Origin of the sequence: Lysobacter enzymogenes (assembly GCF_023617245.1) — a bacterium.
Classification (GTDB): domain Bacteria; phylum Pseudomonadota; class Gammaproteobacteria; order Xanthomonadales; family Xanthomonadaceae; genus Lysobacter; species Lysobacter yananisis.
Genome location: NZ_CP067396.1, coordinates 1649856 through 1671525 on the forward strand (window position 1 = coordinate 1649856; position 21670 = coordinate 1671525).

At 70.4% G+C, this 21670-nt stretch carries 15 protein-coding genes; 9 read left to right on the forward strand and 6 right to left on the reverse strand.

Annotation, left to right across the window (positions count from 1 at the left end; all coding sequences use genetic code 11):
• Nucleotides 1–25: 25 nt before the first annotated feature.
• Entirely contained in the window at nt 26–703 is a 678-nt protein-coding gene (locus JHW41_RS07180; protein WP_057948516.1) for a LuxR C-terminal-related transcriptional regulator, read from the forward strand.
• Between the two features lie 194 nt (nt 704–897).
• Here the strand turns inward: JHW41_RS07180 and JHW41_RS07185 are convergent, their stop codons facing one another.
• The 4 genes from JHW41_RS07185 to JHW41_RS07200 all read right to left on the reverse strand — a co-directional run bounded on the left by JHW41_RS07185 (nt 898) and on the right by JHW41_RS07200 (nt 7860).
• Complete coding sequence (locus tag JHW41_RS07185; RefSeq protein ID WP_250449452.1) at nt 898–3600, reverse strand: hybrid sensor histidine kinase/response regulator; 2703 nt, start codon at nt 3598–3600, stop codon at nt 898–900.
• A 182-nt stretch (nt 3601–3782) separates the two neighbouring features.
• Complete coding sequence (locus JHW41_RS07190; protein WP_250449453.1) at nt 3783–4985, reverse strand: OprO/OprP family phosphate-selective porin; 1203 nt, start codon at nt 4983–4985, stop codon at nt 3783–3785.
• Nucleotides 4986–5146: 161 nt separating this feature from the next.
• On the reverse strand, nt 5147–6475 hold the full coding sequence (locus JHW41_RS07195; protein WP_250449454.1) for a dicarboxylate/amino acid:cation symporter: 1329 nt from the start codon (nt 6473–6475) through the stop codon (nt 5147–5149).
• Nucleotides 6476–6531: 56 nt separating this feature from the next.
• The gene (locus JHW41_RS07200) at nt 6532–7860 is read right to left on the reverse strand and encodes an MFS transporter (protein ID WP_250449455.1); all 1329 of its coding nucleotides are present in this window, start codon (nt 7858–7860) and stop codon (nt 6532–6534) included.
• 338 nt (nt 7861–8198) lie between these two features.
• On the opposite strand from JHW41_RS07200, the gene JHW41_RS07205 reads away from it, so the two are divergent.
• Together JHW41_RS07205 and JHW41_RS07210 are read left to right on the forward strand one after the other, a co-directional pair.
• A complete protein-coding gene (locus tag JHW41_RS07205) occupies nt 8199–10556 on the forward strand; it encodes a TonB-dependent receptor (RefSeq protein WP_250449456.1) in 2358 nt (785 codons plus the stop codon).
• A 189-nt stretch (nt 10557–10745) separates the two neighbouring features.
• Complete coding sequence (locus JHW41_RS07210; RefSeq protein ID WP_250449457.1) at nt 10746–11129, forward strand: VOC family protein; 384 nt, start codon at nt 10746–10748, stop codon at nt 11127–11129.
• 36 nt (nt 11130–11165) lie between these two features.
• Here the strand turns inward: JHW41_RS07210 and JHW41_RS07215 are convergent, their stop codons facing one another.
• Entirely contained in the window at nt 11166–11870 is a 705-nt protein-coding gene (locus JHW41_RS07215; protein WP_250449458.1) for a Crp/Fnr family transcriptional regulator, read from the reverse strand.
• A gap of 170 nt (nt 11871–12040) precedes the next feature.
• On the opposite strand from JHW41_RS07215, the gene JHW41_RS07220 reads away from it, so the two are divergent.
• Together JHW41_RS07220 and JHW41_RS07225 are read left to right on the forward strand one after the other, a co-directional pair.
• Nucleotides 12041–12931: a bile acid:sodium symporter family protein gene (locus tag JHW41_RS07220; RefSeq protein ID WP_250449459.1), complete on the forward strand. Its 891-nt coding sequence runs from the start codon at nt 12041–12043 to the stop codon at nt 12929–12931.
• Between the two features lie 233 nt (nt 12932–13164).
• Nucleotides 13165–13785, forward strand: a complete 621-nt coding sequence (locus JHW41_RS07225; RefSeq protein WP_250449460.1) for an N-acetylmuramoyl-L-alanine amidase — start codon at nt 13165–13167, stop codon at nt 13783–13785.
• 139 nt (nt 13786–13924) lie between these two features.
• Here JHW41_RS07225 and JHW41_RS07230 read toward each other — a convergent pair whose 3' ends face one another.
• A complete protein-coding gene (locus JHW41_RS07230; RefSeq protein ID WP_250449461.1) occupies nt 13925–14806 on the reverse strand; it encodes a PhzF family phenazine biosynthesis protein in 882 nt (293 codons plus the stop codon).
• A 351-nt stretch (nt 14807–15157) separates the two neighbouring features.
• Between JHW41_RS07230 and JHW41_RS07235 the strand changes: the two genes are divergently transcribed.
• The 4 genes from JHW41_RS07235 (at nt 15158) to JHW41_RS07250 (ending at nt 21516) form a co-directional block, all read left to right on the forward strand.
• Nucleotides 15158–17758 (forward strand): bifunctional aspartate kinase/diaminopimelate decarboxylase, encoded by a 2601-nt coding sequence (locus tag JHW41_RS07235; protein ID WP_250449462.1) that lies wholly within the window; start codon nt 15158–15160, stop codon nt 17756–17758.
• Between the two features lie 70 nt (nt 17759–17828).
• Nucleotides 17829–19187 (forward strand): UDP-N-acetyl-alpha-D-muramoyl-L-alanyl-L-glutamate epimerase, encoded by a 1359-nt coding sequence (gene murL / locus JHW41_RS07240; protein WP_250449463.1) that lies wholly within the window; start codon nt 17829–17831, stop codon nt 19185–19187.
• On the forward strand, nt 19168–20571 hold the full coding sequence (murD, locus tag JHW41_RS07245; RefSeq protein ID WP_250449464.1) for a UDP-N-acetylmuramoyl-L-alanine--D-glutamate ligase: 1404 nt from the start codon (nt 19168–19170) through the stop codon (nt 20569–20571). The genes murL and murD overlap by 20 nt, the downstream gene beginning before the upstream one ends.
• A 144-nt stretch (nt 20572–20715) precedes the next feature.
• Nucleotides 20716–21516 carry a dienelactone hydrolase family protein gene (locus tag JHW41_RS07250; protein ID WP_250449465.1) on the forward strand — a complete coding sequence of 267 codons (801 nt, stop codon included), beginning with the start codon at nt 20716–20718 and terminating at the stop codon, nt 21514–21516.
• The last annotated feature ends 154 nt before the right edge of the window (nt 21517–21670 follow it).

Here is a 21670-nt window from a genome sequence, read left to right on the forward strand (position 1 = left end):
GACCCGCTTTCCACCGGGATCCCCCATGGCCGACGCCGCGCTGCGCATCCTGATCGCCGACGACCATCCGATGTTCCGGGCGGCGCTGCGCTATGCGCTGGGCGAGATCGCGCCGGGCGCGCACATCGTCGAGGTCGCCAGCCAAAGCGCGCTGGAAGCGGCGATCGGCAGCGGCGAGGCCTTCGACCTAGCCATGCTCGACCTGATGATGCCCGGCGCGATGGGCTTCTCTTCGCTGGTGTACGCGCGCGGCGAGCGGCCCGAGTTGCCGGTGGTGATCATTTCCTCGAACGAGCACCCGCGCACGATCCGCCGCGCGCAGCAGTTCGGCGCGTCCGGGTTCGTGCCCAAGTCGGCGCCGGCGGCGGTGCTGGCCGAAGCGGTCGGCGCGGTGCTGGCCGGCCGGGTCTGGTTCTCGCCGCAGCAGGCCGAGCGCGACGAAGGCGACGCGCAGTTGGCCGACCGGCTGGCGCAACTGACGCCGCAGCAGATGCGGGTGCTGTTGCGGTTGGCCGATGGGCTGCTCAACAAGCAGATCGCTTACGAGCTGTCGCTGGCGGAGAACACGGTGAAGATCCATGTCACCGCGATCCTGCGCAAGCTGGGCTGCCATTCGCGCACCCAGGCGGCGGTGCTGGTGAAGGGGCTGTCGCTGGAAGAGGACGGCGGCGAATTGCACGATGGGGTCGGCGGGTTGAGCTGACTGCGTTGCGGCATGCGTCGTGGATGCGCTGGCGCGGTCGCGGCTTGCGCCGCTCCTGCATAGGGATTGCATGCCGCGACGTAGCGTCGGATAAAACACGCCGTTGCGACGCCGCAACGTAGCGACTGCAGGAGCGGCGCAAGCCGCGACCGCGGGGTTTCAGGCCGCGCCGAAAACCCGATTCCGCCGACACCTCACTCGCCGCGCGCCAACAACCGCGACGCCAGCGCCCGCAGCGCCGCCGGCTTCAGCGGCTTGGGCAGGAAATGCCAATCGCGCTCGGCCGCGCGCGGCCGCAACGTCGGATCGACGTCGGCCGACATCAGCACCACCGGCGGCAAGCGTTTCCACTTGGCTTCCAGCTGCGTACCCAGCTCGAAGCCGGTGCTCTCGCCCAGGCGGTAGTCCAGCAGCAACAGTTCCGGCGGCGGTTGCGCGCCGGCGCGGGTCAGTGCCTCGGCGGCGCTGGCGGCGCCGCTGGCTTCGCAGCCCCAGTCGCCGAGCAGGCCCAGCGCGGCCTGGCGCGAATGCAGGTCGTCGTCGATCACCCACACCGTGCGGCCGCGCAGCGGCGAGTCGGGATCGGCGGTGGCCGCGGCCTGCGCAGACTGCGCCGCGTTCGCGGGCGCCGCGGCCGATGCAGCGGCGGTCGGTCGATCGACGCTCGCCGGAACGGCAGGCAAGCGCGCATACGGCGCCTCGACCGAGAACACGCTGCCGTGTCCCGGCCACGAGCGCACCGCGACGCGATGGCCGAGCAGGCGCGCGACCCGCCGCACGATCGCCAGGCCCAGGCCGGCGCCGCGCTGCGGCGCTTCCACGCCGGTGTCCAGGCGCTGGAATTCCTCGAAGATCAGCTCGCGCTTGTTCTCGGCGATGCCGGGCCCGCTGTCCCACACCTCGATGCGCACGCCTTCGCGCAAGCGCCGCGCGCCGAGCACGATGCGGCCCTCGCGCGGGGCGAACTGCATGGCGTTGGAGACGAAGTTCTGCACGATCCGCCGCAACAGCACTTCGTCGCTGTCGACCCATGCGCGCGTGGGCAGCACGTGCAGGCGCAGTCCGCGCGATTCGGCGAGGATGCGGAACTGGCTGTCGATCGCGGCGAACACCCGCGCCAGCGGCAACGCCGCGCGCCGCACTTCCAGCGCGCCCGATTCCAGCCGCGAGATGTCGAGCAGGCTGGAGAGGATGTCGTCCTGCGCCGCCAGCGCGGCCTCGATGTGGTCGGCGAGTTCGCGACCTTGCTCGTCGTCGACGCGCCGGCGCAGCGAGGACAGATACATGCGCGCGGCATTCAGCGGCTGCAGCAGGTCGTGCACGGCGGCGGCGACGAAGCGGGTCTTGGAACGGTTCGCGCGCTCGGCCTCGCCCTTGGCCGCCTGCAGGTCGCTGGTGCGTTGTTCGATGCCGCGCTCCAGGCTGTCGGCCAGCGTGCGCAGGTCGCGCGCGGCCTGCTTGTAGGCGGTGATGTCGGCGTAGCTGGTGACGAAGCCGCCGTCGGGCATCGGATTGCCGCGAATCTCGATCACGGTGCCGTCGGGGCGCTCGCGTTCGTGCAGATAGGGCTGGCCGCGCTGCAGATGGTCGAGGCGGCGCCGGATCGCGTCTTCCGGATCGGCGCCGAGCAGACCGCGGCGGGCGTTGAAGCGGATCAGGTCCTCGATCGGCCGGCCCACTTGCAGCAGCTCGGGCGGATAGCGGAACAGTTCGCCGTAGCGTTGGTTCCAGGCGACCAACCGAAGCTGCGAATCGACCACGCTGACGCCTTGCGGCAAATGTTCCAGGCTTTGCCCTTCGCCCATGCTCGCCTGCCGCGCCGCATGCACCAGCCCGTCCTGCGCGTTGCGCAGCGCTTCGGCGTGGTGTTCGACCATCTTCTCCAGCTCCTGCCGGCTGCGCAGGCGCAGCGCGGCGATGCGGCCGCGCTGGATCAGCAGCAGCGCCACCGCCACCGCCAGCAGCCAGGCGCCGGCGGCGACCGCGCGCGCGATCCAGGCGGCGCGGATGCTCGGGGTGACGTCGCGCAGCAGGTGCAGGGTCCAGTCTTCGCGCGCCAGGCGCATGGACTGCCACAGCATCGGCTCGCGCAGGCGCGGCTCGCGCCAGCGCACCACGCGCGCGCCGCCGTCGATCTCGCGCTGCACGTCGAACGCGACCGGGCGCAGGCGCTGGCTCTGGTACTGGCGGGTGTCGCGCAGTTCGCGCTGCCAGTCCGGCGGCAGCCGATGCAGCATGCGGTAGCGCCATTGCGGCTGCGCCGACAGGAACACCACGCCGTGGTTGTCGCTGAGCAGGACCACGTCGCCGCGCTCGCTCCAGTCCGAGCGGATGTCTTCGAGTTCGACCTTGACCGCGACCGCGCCGACCGCGCCGCCGCGTTCGTCGCGCACCGCGCGGGCGATGAAGTGGCCGGGCACGCCGGTGGTGACGCCGATGGCGTAGAACTCGCCGGCGCCGTGCGCCATCGCCAGTTGGAAGTAGGGGCGGAACGCGTAGGAATAGCCGACGTTGCTGTTGGGCTGGTCCCAGTTGCTGGCGGCGATGCCGGTGCCGCTGCGGTCGATCAGGGTCAGGGTGCTGGTGCGGTTGGCGAAGTTGAGCTGGACCAGCCGCTCGTTGGCGCGCTGGCGCTGGAGGGTGTCGCCGGGGTTGGCCAGGGTCGCGCGCAACTGCGGGTCCAGCGACAGCACCGCCGGCATGATCCGGTAGCGGTCGATGTGCTGTTCGATCACCTGCGCGCGCTGCGCCAACAGCGCGCTGGCCTCGCCGGCCTGGCGCTGCAGCGCCTGCGAATAGGCGATGCGTCCGGCCACCAGCGCCGACAGCAGCATGCCGGCCAGGATCAGGACGATCCAGACGGCGGTGCGCAGTTGGCGGCGGCGGGTGTGGAGCATGGGAGGGACTTGGGGGCGGGGACCGGGGACCGGGAGTGGGGCTTGGGATCTGGGATTCGCGCGAGGCTACTCGCACGAGAATGAGGATGCGGTGGAACCACGGTCGCCGATCGCGCCCCAACCGCGATCCGGTTCGTGCTTTTCGGGTCCCCGGTCCCGGGTCCCCGGTCCCGCTCCCACCATCAAAACTGCACCTGCGCCCGCAGCTCCACCGCATCCGGATCGGCCGAGAGCAGGCCCTTGTCCGCCTCCACGTGCACGTAATTGGCCTGGAACTTGAAGTGGCTGGTCAGGTACCAGTTGGCGCCGAGGGTCCAGTCGCGCTGCTTGCCGCCGGCGATGCCGCCGTCGTCGAGGTCGAGCTCGCCGTAGCGCGCCAGCAACTCGACCGCGCCGTAGCCGTGCGCGGGCTTGACGTTGCCGACGTTGTTGCCGGCGTACGGCCGGGTCTCGCCGGTGAGCACCCAGCTGCCGGTGAGGTAGTAACCGTCTGCGCTGAAGTCGCGCTGGCCGTTGTCGCGTTGCGCGGTCGCGCGCAGGTACTCGGCCTGGAGCGACCACGGCCCGTCGATCCACAACGCCTCCAGGCCGTTGCGCACGATCTTGTCGGTGTCGCGCAGGCTGCCCGAATCGACCAGGCGGGTCGCGGTCAGGCCGTTGAGCGGGCGCGCGCGCAAACGCGCGGCGGGGCCGAAGTACGCGCCGCGGCCGTCGCGGTAGCCGTGCGGGTTCTCGACCGAGCCGGTCAGGCCCAGGTGCACGACGCGGTCCTGCTCCTTGACCGGCGTCCACACCGCGCGCCCGGCGGCGGTGGTGCCGGGGTTGTCGCCCTGCAGGTCGTGGCCGAAGAAATATCCGGCGCCGAGCGCGTAGCGCGGGCGTTCCAGCGACCACTCCACGCCGGTGCGGCGGCCTTCGTAGATCGCCTGCGAAGCGGCCGACAATTCCAGCAGGCTGCCGGCGCGCGAGGCGGCGACGCTCTCCATGCTGACCGGGGTCTTGAAGTAGCCGATGCGGACCTTGCCGTAGTCGGCGCCGAACGCGGCCTTGGTCTCCAGGCGCACGGCCACGTCGAGCCAGAGCTTGGATTCGAAGTCGAACACCGCGGTGAAGTCGTAGACGTCCTTCTTCTTCAGGTTCACGCCGAACTCGCGCCGGCGGTAGTGGCCGTCGTCCTTGAGCCGGGTCGCGGCGGTGCCGTAGCCGTCGCCGTCGAAGTCGACCACGTCGTAAGCCCAGTTGGCGGTGGCGGAGATTTCGCTGCCGTCGCCGAAGCGATGCTTGGTCGGCCAGTCGTCGAAGCTCGCGGCCGGCGCGGCCTGCGGCAGCGCGCACAAGGCCAGGGCGATGGGGGATGCGGCGAAGGCGAAACGGGCGTTGCGCATGGTCGGGCTCCAGGTCGTCGGCGCCGTCCTGGCAGCAGGCTCCGTGCCGGGCGCACGCGCGCCCGGCAGGGGGAAGGGAAGGGAAGGGGGAAGGGAAGGGGAAGCGGCGGCGGCCCGCGTGGGTCGCCGCGGTCACGGCGCGGCGCTGCGCCCGGGCGGCGTCAGGCCTTCTCGCCGAGCGGACCGTGGTGGTCCGAAGGCAGGTCGGCGTCGAGTTCGGTCGCGCTCGGCGGATTCAGCAACTCGCGGTTGAGCTGGTCGCGGTCGAGCTCGTTCTCCCAGCGCGCCACCACCACCGTGGCGACGCCGTTGCCGATGATGTTGGTCAGCGCGCGCGCCTCGCTCATGAAGCGGTCGATGCCGAGGATCAGCGCCAGCCCCGCGACCGGTACCGCCGGCACCACGTGCAAGGTCGCGGCCAGGGTGATGAAACCCGCGCCGGTGACGCCGGACGCGCCCTTGGAGGTCAGCATCGCCACCGCCAGCAGGGTGATTTCCTGGGTCAGGGTGAGCTCCACGCCGAGCGCCTGGGCGACGAAGATCGCCGCCATGGTCAGGTAGATGTTGGTGCCGTCGAGATTGAACGAATAACCGCTCGGCACGACCAGGCCGACCACCGGCTTGGAGCAGCCGAGCCGCTCGAGCTTGCGCATCAGCGGCACCAGCGCCGATTCCGACGACGACGTGCCCAGCACCAGCAGCAGTTCGTCGCGGATGTAGCGGATGAAACGGATGATGCTGAAGCCGGTGAAGCGCGCGATCAGCCCCAGCACGATCAGCACGAACAGCGCGCAGGTCAGGTAGAAGCTGCCCATCAGCTTCATCAGCGGGCCGAGCGCGCCGACGCCGAATTCGCCGATGGTGAAGGCCATCGCCGCGCCGGCGCCGATCGGCGCGAGCTTCATGATCATGCTCATGATCCCGAAGAACACCTTCGACAGCGGCTCCAGCAGGTCCATGACCTTCTCGCCGGTCTTGCCCATGTGCAGCAGCGAGAAGCCGAACAGCACCGCCAGCAGCAGCACCTGCAGCAGGCTGCCGTCGCCGGTGAAGGCGTCGGTGAAGGTTTTGGGGATGATGTGCAGCAGGAAGTCGACCGTGCTCTGCTGCTCGGCCTTGTGCGCGTAGTCGGTGGCCTTGGCCACCAGCGCCGGGTCGAGCTTGGCCGGGTCGGCGTTGAAGCCGGCGCCGGGCTTGAGCGTGTTGACCACCACCAGGCCGATCACCAGGGCGATGGTGGAGACCACCTCGAAATACAGGATCGCCTTGACCCCGACCCGGCCGACCTTCTTGACGTCGGCCACGCCGGCGATGCCCAGCACCACGGTCAGGAAGATGATCGGGCCGATCAGCATCTTGATCAGGGCGATGAAGCCATCGCCCAGCGGCTTGAGCTTGACCCCGAACTCGGGAAAGAAATGCCCGATCAGGCCGCCGAGGATGATCGCGCCGACCACCCAGAGATAGAAGTGCGAGCCGGATTTTTTCATGAGGGGCACCGGGGCTTAGGAGTGAGCGGAGAGGAGTGAGGAGCGAGCGGCGGGGGTCAGTCGCGGTCGATAGTCGAGTGTTTGCGCGTATCGGGCATCAGCGCGTAGACCAGCAGCGAGCAGAAGATGCAGGCGCTGACGTACCAGAAGAAGCCGGTTTCCATGCCGATCTTCTTGAACCACAGCGCCACCGGCTCGGCGGTGCCGCCGAACAGGGCGACGGTCAGCGCATACGGCAGGCCGACGCCGAGCGCGCGGACTTCCACCGGGAACAGCTCGGCCTTCACCACCGCGTTGATCGCGGTATAGCCGCTGACCGCGCTGAGCAGGATCATGATCAGCCAGAACGCCTCCATCGGCGTCTGCGCGCCGCGGATCCAGTGCATCACTGGCACGGTCAGGATCGTGCCGAGCACGCCGAACGCGATCAGGATCGGGCGCCGGCCGATGCGGTCCGACAATGCGCCGACCAGCGGCTGCATCAGCATGTAGACGAACAAGGTCGCGGCGTTGATCAACGAAGCCGTTTCCTTGTCGAAGCCGGTGCTGATGGTCAGGAACTTCAGCATGTAGTTGGTGTAGGTGTAGAACGCCAGCGTGCCGCCCATGGTCAGGCCGACCACGGTCAGCACCGCGCGCGGGTGCCGCATCAGCGTGCGCAGCGAACCTTCGCGCCTGGCCGGCGCGTCGCTGTTCTTGAGCTTGGTGAACGACTCGGTTTCCTGCATGTTGCGGCGCAGGTACAGCGCGGTGATCGCGGCGATCGCGCCGATCCCGAACGGGATGCGCCAGCCCCACGACCTGAGCTGTTCCTCGCTCAGCACGAACTGCTGCAGCACGATCAGCACCAGCAGCGCCAGCAGCTGGCCCAGGATCAGGGTCACGTACAGGAAGCTCGACCAGAAGCCGCGGTTCTCGCGCGACGACATCTCGCTGAGATACGTGGCCGAGCTGCCGTATTCGCCGCCGACGCTGAGCCCCTGCATCAGCCGCGCGGCCACCAGCAGGATCGGCGCGAACACGCCGATGGTGCCGTAGCCCGGGGTGAAGGTGATGATCAGCGAGCCGGCGCACATCAGCAGCACCGACAGCATCAGCGCGGCGCGGCGGCCGTGGCGGTCGGCGTAGCGGCCGAACACCCAGCCGCCGAGCGGGCGCATCAGGAAACCGACGGCGAAGATCGCGCCGGCGTTGAGCGCCTGCGAGATGCGGTCGCCGGACGGGAAGAACACGTGGGCGAAATAGAGCGAGAACGCGCTGTAGACGTACCAGTCGTAGTACTCGACCAGGTTGCCGACCGAGCCGGAGAAGATCGACTTCAGGCGTTGGCCCGGGGTCATGCCCGGGGCCGCGGCCGGTGCATCGGTGGTGGTGATGGCGCTCACATCGGCTCCTGTTGCGAAGATCGGGGTGGGAGCGCGTTCCGTGCGGTGGGACGTCGACGGCGCGCAAGGGCGTCCCCACACCCGGCGCCGATGGTGGGCGGCGGCGGGGAGAGGGCCAATAACACCTTAGGGTTAGGGGCCGGGGCCGGCACGCCGCGCTGCCGCGAAACTGCCGATTCGCGCAGAAAAAAGGCCGCTTCAGCAACCATCCGCGGCGGCTAGCCCATTGGTCTTAGCCGGCGCGGGCGGCGCCGGCGTCGGCGCCGGCCGCCATCAGCGCGTCATCTGCATTGCCCATGCTTGCGCGGATTTTTGCCCCGCTCCCCCGGAGATCCGCAATGAAGCCGTACCCCTGCACCTTCGCCGCGCTCGCGCTGGCGATCGCCGCCGCCCTGGTCGCCGCGCCCGTCCACGCCGCCGATGCGGCCGCCGGCGCCGCCGCCGACAGCGCCGACGCCACGGCCGCGGGCGAGGCCCGCGACGCCACCACGCTCGACGCGGTCTCGGTCATCGGTCTGGGCGAAACCCGCCAGGTGCAGCGGGTCAAGCTGGCCGACATCGAGAAGACCGTCGCCGGCACCAGCCCGCAGAAGATCCTCAACAAGCTGCCGGGCATCTCGGTGCAGTCCAACGACGCCTACGGCGCCAACGAGGAATCGCAGACCATCAGCCTGCGCGGCTTCAACCAGCGCCTGCTCGGCTACACCCTCGACGGCATCCCGCTCGGCGACAACAGCTACGGCAACTACAACGGCCTGGGCATCAGCCGCGCGCTGATCGGCGAGAACCTCGCCGGCGCCGAACTGGCCGCGGGCATCGGGTCGCTCGGCACCGCCTCGACCAGCAATCTCGGCGGCACCTTGCAGTATTTCTCGGCCGATCCGGAGGCCGAGTTCGGCCTGCGCGTGGCCCAGACCTTCGGCAGCGACAGCACCCGCCGCACCTATGCGCGCCTGGACACCGGCGAGCACGGCGGCTTCTCGATGTACCTGTCCGGCTCGCTGCTCAGCGCCGACATGTGGTCGCGACCGCACGACAACCAGGACCAGAACCAAGTCAACCTCAAGGCGCTGTACACCTTTGGCGACGGCAACCGCATCAGCGCCTTCGTCTCCAGCGCCGAAACCAGCCAGGCCAACTACGCCTATCTGTCCAAGGCGCTGCTCGCGCGTGGCGCGGATTGGGACTGGAATTTGTACAAGCCGGATTGGCAGCGCGCGCTCAACGCCGCCTACTGCGCGCCCAAGCCGTGGCCGGCCAACAAGGCCGGCGACCGCCGCTGCAAGTTCGAATCGCCGGCGGCGACCATCGACGACGCCTACTACGCCAGCCGCGCGCTGCGCACCGACCACCTGGCCGCGCTGGCCGGCGAGTTCAACCTCGGCGAAGGCCTGCGCCTGAACGCGCAGACCTACTATCACGACGACCGCGGCCAGGGCCATTGGTGGTCGCCGGGCAACTGGTCGTACCCGAACACCGCCAAGGAAATCCCGATCTCGATCCGCAGCACCAACTACGGCATCAACCGCTACGGCGCGATGGCCTCGTTGAACTGGGAAGTCGGCATCCACCGCATCCAGGGCGGCTTCTGGTACGAGAGCAACCACCACGACGTGCAGCGCAACTTCTACTTCATCGACGGGCCGATCAACGACGACCGCTTCCTCAACGATCCCGACCGCCGCCTGTTCTTCCAGAAGTACCGCATCAACACCCGCCAGGCCTATCTGCAGGACACCATGAGCCTGCTCGACGGCCGCCTGACCGTGGACGTTGGCGCCAAGAGCACCCAGGTCGACATGCGCGCGACCCAGGTCCCGTCGAAGATGATGGAAGTGCCCAACGCGAGCGGCCGGCTGGAGACCAAGGACAGCTTCCTGCCGCAGCTGGGCGTCGGCTACAAGCTCGGCGAAGGCCGCGAACTGTTCGCCGCCTACACCGAGAACGTCGCCGCCTTCGTCGGCGGCGGCGCCGGCGGTCCGCTGGCGATCGGCCAGGCCGCGTTCGACGCGCAGAAGGCCGATCTGAAGCCGGAAGAGTCCAAGACCCTGGAGGCCGGTTATCGCCAGGTCGGCGAGACCTACCAGGCCTCGCTGAGCGTGTACAAGGTGCGCTTCGACAACCGCCTGCTCTCGCTCAACCCGTGTTCGAGCATCGAGGCCGGCACGCGTCCGGAGTGCATCACCAAGTTCTTCAACGTCGGTTCGGTCGACAGCTACGGCAGCGAACTGGTGTTCATCTGGAAGCCGGTCGACGGCCTGCAGTGGTACAACGCGCTGTCGTGGAACAAGTCGACCTACCAGGACAACTACATCGACGGCGGCAAGACCGTGCCGACCAGCGGCAAGCGCGTGGTCGACGTGCCCGACACCATGTTCTCCAGTGAAGTCAGCTACAGCCGCGGCCCGTGGCTGGCCAGCGTCAGCGGCAAGTACACCGGCAAGCGCTACTACACCTACCTCAACGACAACGGCTTCGGCGGCTACACCACCTTCGACGCGGCGCTGCGCTACACCTTCGATGCGATGGGGCCGCTGCGGCAGTGGTCGGTCTCGCTCAACGCCAGCAACCTCACCGACAAGCGCACCGCGAGCAACCTGACTGCGTTCAGCGCCTCGGACCCGCAGGGCAAGACCTACGCCTTCCACGCCAACGCGCCGCGGCAGTTGTTCCTGACCCTCGACGCGCGGTTCTGAGGAACGCACGGCCGCCGGATCGTTCCGGCGGCCGCGAGGTCCGACTGTAGGAGCGGCGCGAGCCGCGACCGCGACAACGCAACCACCGCGAAGGTTTCGGCGCAGTCGCGTTGTCGCGGTCGCGGCTTGCGCCGCTCCTACAGGGGCGGCTGCTAAGCTGCGCCGATCTCACTGTCGCGCGGCCCATCCATGTTCCATCACCTCTCGCTCGGCGTGCGCGATCTCGCCCGCGCCGGCGCGTTCTACGACGCGGTCCTCGGCGCGCTCGGCTACCGTCGCGTATTCGACGGCGACGAGTCGATCGGTTACGGGCTCGTCGACAACCAGGATCTGCTGCTGTTGAACCTCACGCCCGAAGCCGCCGCGCCCGGCGACGGGACCCATCTCGCGTTCGCCGCCGCCTCGCGCGCCGAGGTCGATGCGTTCCACCGCGGCGGACTCGCCGGCGGCGGACGCGACAACGGCGCGCCGGGCCTGCGTCCGGATTACGGCGCGCACTATTACGCATGCTTCCTGATCGATCCCGACGGCCACCGCGTCGAAGCGGTGATCAACGCGCCGGCGTCGAGCTGAAGACAGGATTCGCGTAGCGCGCGCGGCGCGCGCGGTTCAGCGCGCGCCGCGCGCGGCGTCCTGCGCCAGCGCGCGTTCCAGCGCCTGCGCATCGCGCATCACCACATGGCGGTAGCGCAGCGCGATCCAGCCGCGCTGCTCCCAGGCCTTGAGCTGCTTGCTCACGCTCTGGCGGGTCGCGCCGAGCATGTTGGCGAGGTCGTCCTGCGGCAGCGGCAGGTCGATCAGCCGGCCTTCCTCGCGCTCGACCCCGTACACCCGCGCCAGTTCCAGCAGGCGCTTGCCCAGGCGCGCGGCCAGCGGCAGGGTCAGCGCGTCCTCGACGTAGTCCAGCGCGGTGCGCAGCTTGCGGCACAGCAGCCGGGTGAAGCCGCGGTACAGCTCGGGGTGTTGCTCCAGCAGCGCCAGGAAGCGCGTGCGCGGCAACAGCAGGATCTCGCTGTCGCCGACCGCGCGCGCGTCCTGCGGGCGCGGTTCGCCGTCGAACATCGACACTTCGCCGAACCAGCTGCCGGGCTCGAACTGCACGATCAGCATCTCGCGCCCGCCCGCGGTCGGCACGCTCAGGCGGATGCGCCCGGACACCACGCCGTACAGCCCCTCGGCCGCGTCGCCGCGCGCGTACAGCAGCTCGCCGTCGCGCAGGCGCCGGCGCACCGACATCGCCTGCAGGTGCGCGACCACCTCGGGCGAGAGGTCGCGCAGCCACGGATCGGCGGGCAGGGGCGCGGGCTCGGTCATGCGCGGCGGGGGCGGGGCGGACGGGCAGGCATGCGCACGATTGTGGCCCAGTGCCGCGCCGGTGTCCGCCCGTGCGCGCAAGCTGGGGGCGCAGCGGCTAGGATCGCTCGGGTCGGCCGCGGATCGGTCGGCGCCGCCCGCGCCGCGGACATCCACCGAAGGAGGGATTCGTGCAGGACAGCGTACTGCTCAAGATCGGCCTGCCGCTGGCGATCGCCATCATCATGTGCGGCATCGGCCTGACCCTGCGCGGCGAGGACTTCCGCCAGATCCTGCGGCGGCCGCGGCCGGTCGCGGTCGGCCTGGTCGGCCACTACCTGCTGCTGCCGTTGCTGGGCTTCGCCACCGCCTGGTGGGTGGCGCGCGCCGGCGGCCCGGGCGCGGTCGAGTTCGCGGTCGGCTTCGTGCTGGTCGCCGCCTGCCCCAGCGGCAGCAGCTCCAACGCGCTGACCTACCTGGCCCGCGGCAACGTCGCCCTGGCGGTGACCTTGACCGTGATCAGCGCGCTGGCGACCTTCCTCAGCGTGCCCTTGCTGGTCGACCTGGCCTTGCACTGGTTCGGCGGCGAAACCCGCGGCATCCGCCTGCCGTTCGCGCAGACCGTGCTGCATCTGGCCGCGCTGGTGCTGGCGCCGGTGCTGTCCGGCATGGCCCTGCGCCGGTTCGCGCCGGCGTTCGCGCTGCGGGTGGAGCCGTGGGTCAGCCGCTTCGCGCTCGGCCTGTTGTTGCTGCTGATCGTGGCGATCTGCATCACCCAGCGCGAAGTGCTGACCCGTAGCCTGGGCGAACTCGGTCCGGCGGCGTTGGCGATGGGCGCGGCGGCGATCGGCGGCGGTTTCCTGCTCGGCCGCATCGCCCGGCTCGGCCCGCGCGATTCGATCACGGTCGGCATGGAAGTCGGGGTGCAGAACAGCACCCTGGCGATCGTGATCGCGCTGACCCTGCTGCAGTCGCCGGCGATCGCGGTGCCGGCGGCGGTGTACGGCTTGCTGATGTACCTGCCGGCGTTCGCGGCGGCGTGGCTGGGCCGGCGCGCGGTGGCGCGGGCCGAGGGCGGCTGACGGCGGCGGCGCGGCGCCGTCGCTGCGCCTCTCGAGACCGCAATGTGGGCGTGGCGCAAATCCACGCATCGAAATCCGTCCGTTTCTCGCCCGGCGTGCCAGCGCGTGCGGGTTCGCGCAAGCGCCGACCGGCGGCGCGCGATGGCTGGCCGTCGGCTCCGATTCCCGGCGTTGTCCCCACCTGCAGGCACTCGCGCCTGCTTCGGAGCATTCGACCAAGGGAGGGAAACGGCATGACCAATCTCACACCGAACGCGGGGCCGCACGACGCGGCCTTCGACGCCCCGCATGTCTGCGCGGGCTGCGACAACGCCGAAGCGGCGGCGCATGCGGCCGGCGCCGGCAGCGGCCCAGGCAAGCCCACAGTGAACCGGTGGGAGCCGACCTCGCACCACTCCAGCCGCAACGGCCAGGACATCGACCACATCGTGGTCCACTACACCACCTCGCGGAACATCGAGGGCACGATCAGCCACTTCAAGCACGGCTCCCCGCAAACCTCGGCGCACTACCTCATCGGCCGCGACGGCGCGCTGGTGCAGATGGTCGGCGACGGCGAGCGCGCCTGGCACGCCGGCAATGCGCTGATGAACGCGCGCTCGATCGGGATCGAGCACGTGGCCGCGGTCGGCGACCGCATCGCCGAGCAGCAGGCGCGCACCTCGGCGGCGCTGATCGGCTGGCTGATGCGCGAGTACAAGATCCCCAAGTCGCAGGTCATCCCGCACATCTGCGTGCCGCGCAACACCGATTGCTGCGGCGATTTGTTCGCCGAGTTCGGCGGTGGGGTCAAGGCCGGCGCCGAGGCCCAACGCAAGGCCCTGCACGACTGGATGAGTTCGATGGGCTTGTGACCTGGAGAGCGGTCGCGCGCGCCGGCGGACAGGCCGGCGCGCGCGGGACGAGCGTCGGGCGCCAACCGCTCGGCGCACATCAATCAACGCCAGTCGGTCAGCACTAATCGATCAACACCCATCGATCAACGCCCATCGATCAACGCCAGTCGATCTGCCCGCGCACCACGTTGCTGACCCGGCCGCCCGACCAGACCTCGCCGTCGGCGTCCACGCGCAGTTGCAGGCGCGCGTCGAAACCGACCTCGCGGCCCTGGCTGACGGTGTAGCGGCCGTCGCGCCCGGGCAGGGCGTCGTTGTGCTTGAGCCACGCGGCGAGCGTGGCGTTGGCCGCGCCGGAGGCGGCGTCCTCGAACTGCGCCGGCGCGCCGACGAAGGCGCGCACCACCAAGTCGTAGTCCTGGCCGGCGTCGGCGCGCGCGAACGCGCACAGGCCCATGCTTTCGGTGCGTTCGGCGAGGCCGCCGATCGCCGCCCAATCGGGCTGGGCGGCGCGCAGCGCGGCTTCGTCGCGCAGCTGCGCCAGCCACCAGCGGCGGCCGCCGTCCATCAGCGCCGGCGGCAGCGCGCCCAGCGGCAGCCCGCGCAGGGCCGCGGCCAGGCGCGGGTCGGCGGCATCGGCGGTCTCGACCACGCGCGCGCGCGGCGTGCGCACCGCGATCGTGCGCGCCTCGCCTTCGCCGGACACCGACAACGGCAGCAGGCCGGCCACGCCTTCCTGCACCAGCACGCCGTCGACCGGCGCGGCCAGGCCGGCCTCCAGCACCACGCAGGCGGTGCCGACGCTGGGATGGCCGGCGAAGGGCACTTCGCGGCGCGGGCTGAACATGCGGATGCGGTAGCTGGCGCCGGGCTGGGTCGGGGCGAACACGAAGGTGGTCTCCGGCAGCCGGGTCCAGCGGGCGATGGCCTGCATCGCGGCATCGTCGAGGCCTTCGGCGTCGAGGACCACGGCCAGCGGATTGCCGGCGCCGGGGCGGTCGGCGAAGACGTCCAGTTGCAGATAGCGGCGTTGCGTCATTTCCAGGGAAGTTCCGTGAGGCCCGTGCGGGTGGCGAGCGGCACGTGGCGTGGGGCGGGGCCGAAGGCGGGAAGAGGGGTTGGAAAGAGAGCGTTTCGGCGGGTTGGCGAAAGACTTGCGCGCCGGGCGTTCGGCGACGGTCGGGTTGGACTAGAATCGCTGGTTCGTGCCCGGCTGCCGGGCCGGCGCCGCAGCGACGCGGGCGCCAGCCGCAAGGCGCGTAATTCTAGGCACGCCAGACCCGCAAGTGTGGAATCCCGCCGCGTCCGTTCATCGGCCGCCGCGGGCGGATCGACCTGCCCCGGCCGCCGCGCCGGGCCCATCACAGTGGAACCGACAACCGAGGAAAACGTGGAGACGCAACAGACAGGCTGGGTGGTGCTCAAGTTCGGCGGTACTTCGGTATCCCGCCGCAACCGTTGGGACACGATCGGACGCCTGGCTGGGAAACGTCTGCGCGAAGACGGCCGCCGCGTGCTGGTGGTGGTCTCCGCGCTGTCGGGCGTCACCAACGAGTTGCAGGCCATCGCCTACGCGCCGGCCGGCGACGACGGCGGCATCCCCGCGCGCTTCGCCGGACTGGTCGAGCGCCACCGCACGTTTTGCGCCGAGCTCGGCCTGGATCCCGACACGGTGCTCGGCGAGCGCCTGGCGACACTGGTTGCGCTGGAAACCGATCCGCGCGCGGCGGTCCGCGCGCTGGACTGGCAGGCCGAAGTGTTGGGGCAGGGCGAACTGCTGTCGTCGACCCTGGGCGCGGCCTACCTGAGTTCGCAGGGCCACGACTTCGGTTGGTGCGACGCGCGCGAGTGGCTCGACGCGGTCTCGCTGCCCAACGCCAGCGAATGGGCGCAGCGCCTGTCGGTGAACTGCCGCCACCACGCCGAGCCGGGCTTCGTCGAGCGCTTCAGCGCGCAGCCGACGCGGATGCTGATCACCCAGGGCTTCATCGCCCGCCACGGCGACGGCGGCACCGCGATTCTCGGTCGCGGCGGTTCGGACACCTCCGCCGCGTACTTCGGCGCGTTGCTGAAGGCGCAGCGGGTGGAGATCTGGACCGACGTGCCGGGGATGTTCAGCGCCAATCCGCGCGAAGTCCCCGACGCGCGCCTGCTGGCGCGGCTGGACTACGCCGAAGCGCAGGAAATCGCCACCACCGGCGCCAAGGTCCTGCACCCGCGCTCGATCGCGCCGTGCCGCGACGCCGGCGTGCCGATGGCGATCCTCGACACCGAGCGCTTCGACCTGCCGGGCACCCGTATCGACGCCAGCGCCGCCACGGTGCCGGGCGTGAAAGCGATCAGCCGCCGCAACGGCATCGTGCTGGTGTCGATGGAAAGCATCGGCATGTGGCAGCAGGTCGGCTTCCTCGCCGACGTGTTCGAGCGCTTCAAGCGCCACGGGCTTTCCATCGACCTGATCGGTTCGTCGGAAACCAACGTCACCGTGTCGCTGGACCCGAGCGAGAACCTGGTCAACAGCAACGTGCTCGAAGCGCTGTCGGCCGATCTGGCCGAGGTGTGCCGGGTCAAGGTGATCGCGCCGTGCGCGGCGATCACCCTGGTCGGCCGCGGCATGCGTTCGCTGCTGCACCGGCTGTCGGACATCTGGGCCGCGTTCGGGCGCGAGCGCGTGCACCTGATTTCGCAGTCGTCCAACGACTTGAACCTGACCTTCGTCATCGACGAAGCCGACGCCGACGGCCTGCTGCCGCACCTGCACCACGAGCTGATCCGCAGCGGCGCGATGCCGGTGCGCGACGACAGCGTGTTCGGCCCGAGCTGGCGCGAGATCGCCGACGGCAAGCCGCAGCGCGCCGCGCCGTGGTGGCAGGCGCAGCGTCCGCGCCTGCTGGCGATGGCCGCGGCCGGCACCCCGCGTTACGTCTACGATCTGGCCACCGTGCGCGAACGCGCGCGCGCGCTGATCGGCACCGCCGCGGTCGACCGCTGCTTCTACGCGATGAAGGCCAACTCGCATCCGGCGGTGCTGCGCGCGGTCGTCGGCGAAGGCTTCGGCCTGGAGTGCGTGTCGCTGGCCGAGATCGAACGGGTGTTCCAGGCGATCCCGCACATGGCGCCCGAGCGGGTGCTGTTCACCCCGAGCTTCGCCCCGCGCCACGAGTACGAGGCGGCGCTCAAGCGCGGCGTGATCGTCACCCTCGACAACGTCGAGGCGCTCAAGCGCTGGCCGGAAACGTTCCGCGGCCGCACCCTGTGGCTGCGCCTGGATCTGGGCCACGGCGAAGGCCACCACGAAAAAGTCCGCACCGGCGGCGTCGCGGCCAAGTTCGGCCTGCCGCTGGCGCGCTTCGACGCCTTCGTCGACGAGGCGCGCAAGCTCGGCGCGCGCATCAGCGGCCTGCACGCGCACCTGGGCAGCGGCATCGACGATCCGCAGCACTGGCGCGGCGTCTACGCCAGCCTGGCCGGGCTGGCCGACAGCGTCGGCACGATCGAGACCATCGACATCGGCGGCGGCCTGCCGGTGGCGTACACGCCGGAAGCGCGCGAGTTCGACCTGGGCGCCTGGCGCGCCGGCCTGGACGAGATCAAGGCCGCGTATCCGCGCTACGGCCTGATCGTCGAGCCGGGCCGCTACCTGGTCGCCGAGAGCGGCGTGCTGCTGCTGTCGGTGACCCAGGTGGTGGAGAAGGACGGCGTGCGCCGGATCGGTTGCGACGCCGGCATGAACGCGCTGATGCGCCCGGCGATGTACGAGGCCTACCACGGCATCCACAACCTCGGCCGCCTCGACGATGCCGACACCGCCGCCTTCGACGTGGTCGGCCCGGTGTGCGAGAGCAGCGACGTGCTCGGCCGCGCGCGCCTGCTGCCCAAGGCGACCGAGGAGGGCGACACGATTCTGGTCGCCGACGCCGGCGCCTACGGCATGGCCATGGCCAACAGCTACAACCTGCGCGCGCTGCCGGTCGAGGAGGTGCTCGGATGAACGCCGTTCCCGCCTTCGTGGACCTGCCCCATCCGCCGTGCGCGGCCGTTTCGATTCCGAGAGTGAACCTGTGAGCGAGCAATTCCAACGCGACGCCGTGCGCGCCTTCCGTTTCGTGCGCTGCGGCCTGGACGCCGCGACCGGCGTGGCCGAACTGGTCTACGCCTTCGACGACGGCCCGGAGCTGGTCGAAACCGTCACCGTGCCCGGCGCGCCGTTCGCGCTCGACGGCGCGCGCGCGCAAGCGGTCGAACGCATGCTGCGGTTGCTGCACCTGATCGCCGGCGTGAGCTACTACAAGGCGGCGGTGCCGGAACAGATCCGCATCGATTCGTACGCCATCGACGCCGACACCGCGGCGCTGCTGGAGCTGATCTACGTCAACGGCCTGGGCGAGTTCGCTTATCGCAACGGCTTGAACCTGCACGGCAAGATCACGTTCCCGGTAGCCGCCGCGGCCGATCCGGCGGCGCCGGCGCTGGGCTTGAGCGAACACGCACTGGTCGCCATCGGCGGCGGCAAGGACTCGCTGGTCAGCATCGAGGCGCTGCGCGCGCTCGATGTCGAGCAGACCGTGACCTGGATCGGCGGCTCGCAGCTGATCGCCGCCTGCGCCGCGCGCACCGGCCTGGACACGCTCAATCTCGGCCGCGCGCTGGCGCCGCAGCTGTTCGAGTACAACCGCCAGGGCGCGTACAACGGCCACATCCCGGTGACCGTGGTGAACTCGGCGATCATGGCCCTGGCCGCGCTGCTGCGCGGCGTCGACCAGGTGGTGTTCTCCAACGAGCGCTCGGCCAGCTACGGCAGCATGATCGAGGGCACCGGCGAGGTGAACCACCAGTGGTCGAAGGGCTGGGATTGCGAGCGCGCGTTCGGCGAGTATTTGCAGACGCACGTGGCCGCGGACTTGCGCTATTACTCGCTGCTGCGGCCGCTGAGCGAGCTGGCGGTGGCGCGGCAGTTCGCGCGCGGCGACCGCTACGACGCGCATTTCAGCAGCTGCAACCGCAATTTCCACATTCTCGGCGAGCGGCCGGCGAGCCGCTGGTGCGGCGTCTGTCCGAAATGCCACTTCGTGTTCCTGGCGCTGGCGCCGTTCATGACCAAGCCCCGCTTGGTGTCGATCTTCGGCCGCAACCTGCTCGACGATCCGGCCCAGACCGAGGGTTTCGACGCGCTGTTGGAGTACCGCAACCACAAGCCGTTCGAATGCGTCGGCGAAGGCCGCGAATCGCGCGCGGCGATGGCGGCGCTGGCCGAGCGCGCCGAATGGCGCGAGGACGCGCTGGTCGAGCGCTTCGCGCGCGAGATCCGGCCGCAACTGGCCGGCGAGGAACTGCGCATCGAGCCGCTGCTGGCGCTGGAAGGCGAACACCGCGTGCCGCCCGCGCTGTGGGAGCGTCTGCGTGCGTATCTCGCAGCTTGACGGCAAGCGCGTCGCGCTGTGGGGCTGGGGGCGCGAAGGCCGCGCCGCCTACCGCGCGGTCCGCGCGCGCCTGCCGTCGCTGGCGCTGACGCTGTTCTGTTCGGTCGATGAGGCCGCCGACGCGCGCGGCCTGCACGACCCGTGGCTGACGATAGAAACCCAGGCCAGCGCCGAGCGCCTGGGCGGGTTCGACTGGATCGTCAAATCGCCGGGCATCAGCCCGTACCGCGCCGAAGCCGTGGCCGCGGCGGAGCAAGGCGCGCGTTTCATCGGCGGCACCGCGCTGTGGTTCGGCGAGCATGCCGCCGCGCGCGACGGCGGCCGCACGCTCTGCGTCACCGGCACCAAGGGCAAGAGCACCACGACCTCGCTGCTGGCGCACTTGCTGCGCGCCGGCGGCCACCGCACCGCGCTGGCCGGCAACATCGGCCTGCCGCTGCTGGAAGCGCTGGACCCGCCGCAGCCGCCCGAGTTCTGGGCGATCGAACTGTCGAGCTACCAGACCGGCGACGTCGCCCTCGGCGGCGCGCGCCCGGACGTGGCGGTGGCGCTGAACCTGTATCCCGAACACCTGGACTGGCACGGCTCGCAGGCGCGCTACGTCGAGGACAAGCTGCGCCTGCTGACCGACGCCCGGCCGCGCATCGCCGTGCTCAACGCCGCCGATCCGGTGCTGTCGGCGTTGTCGCTGCCCGACAGCGAGATCCGCTGGTTCGGCGACGCGACCGGTTGGCACCTGCGCGGCGACGCGCTGTGGTGCGGCGAGCGCGAAGTCATGGACACCGCCTCGCTGCCGCTGCCGGGTCGGCACAACCGCGGCAATCTGTGCGCGGTGCTGACCGCGATCGAGGCGCTCGGCCTCGACGCCGAAGCGCTGGCGCCGGCCGCGGCGAGCTTCAAGCCGCTGCCGAACCGCCTGCAGCCCATCGGCGAACGCGACGGCATCGGCTACGTCAACGATTCGATCAGCACCACGCCGCACGCGACCTTGGCGGCGTTGGACTGCTATGCGGGCAAGCGCATCGCGCTGCTGGTCGGCGGCCACGACCGCGGCATCGACTGGCACGGTTTCGCGCAGGCGATGCGCACGCGCGCGCCGCTGGCCATCGTCACCATGGGCGAGAACGGCCCGCGCATCCACGCCTTGCTCGCCGCGGTGGCGGGCGAGGGCGGTTTCGCCTTGAGCGCGGCGCGCGATCTCGCCGAGGCGATGGCCCAGGCCCGCACCGCGCTCGGCGCGCAAGGCGGCGTGGTGTTGTTGTCGCCGGGCGCGCCGAGCTTCGGCCCGTATCGCGACTACGTCGCCCGCGGCCGCCATTTCGCCGAACTGGCCGGGTTCGATCCGGACGCCATCAGCGCCATCGCCGGCATCGGCATCGCTTGAGAGCGAGAAGTGAGCGCAGAGAAGTGAGGAGTGAGCAAAGGCAGCTTTTGCTCGCTCCTCACTTCTCTGCGCTCACTTCCAGACTTCACGCTTCCGCCACTGCGGCGCGCTAGTCTGCGCCGACGCCAACCCAGGAGCCCCGCCATGCGCCGTCCCGTCGCCGTCCTGCTGCTCGCCCTGTGCGCCACGCCCGCCTTCGCCGCGATCAAGTCCAGGCCGGTGGAATGGAAGATCGGCGAAGAGGTCTTCAGCGGGGTGTTGGTCTACGACGACGTCAACGCGATCAAGCGTCCCGGCCTGGTGCTGGTGCCCAACTGGATGGGCGTGACCGACAACGCGATCGAACGCGCCGGCGAGATCGCCGGCGACGACTACGTGGTGCTGGTCGCCGACATGTACGGCAAGGGCGTGCGGCCGAAGAACAAGGACGAAGCCAAGGCCGCGGTCGGCAAGGTCTATGCCGACGGCGGCGTGACCCTGCGCAAGCGCGCGACCGCGGCGTTGGCGGCGCTCAAGGCGCAGGACAAGACCGCGCCGCTGGACGCCGCGCGGATCGGCGCGCTGGGTTTCTGCTTCGGCGGTTCCAGCGTGCTGGAGTTGGCGCGCACCGGCGTCAATCTCGCCGGCGTCGCCAGCTTCCACGGCGGGCTCAAGGCGCACCTGCCGGGCAACGGGGTCAAGATCAACACGCCGGTGCTGGTGCTCAATGGCGCCGCCGACAAGTCGGTGCCGAACGAGGACATCGTCGCCTTCGAACGGGAAATGGACGAAGGCGGCGCCGACTGGCAACTGGTGAACTACAGCGGTGCGCGGCATTGCTTCGCCGAATCGGAGAACGCCGGCAACCCGCCGGAAGACAACTGCCGTTACGACGCGCGCGCGGCCAAGCGCTCGTTCGCGGCGATGCGCGCGTTCTTCGTCGAGCGCTTCGGCGTGCGCGAGTGAATCGCAGCGCGCAAGCGCGCGATCTGCCCGGCGACGGGACGGATCGCGCGCACAAACGCGGCTGCGCGATCTGCCTGTAGGAGCGGCGCGAGCCGCGACCGCGATAAAGCACCTGCGGCGCAGGTTTCAGCGTAGTTGCGTTGTCGCGGTCGCG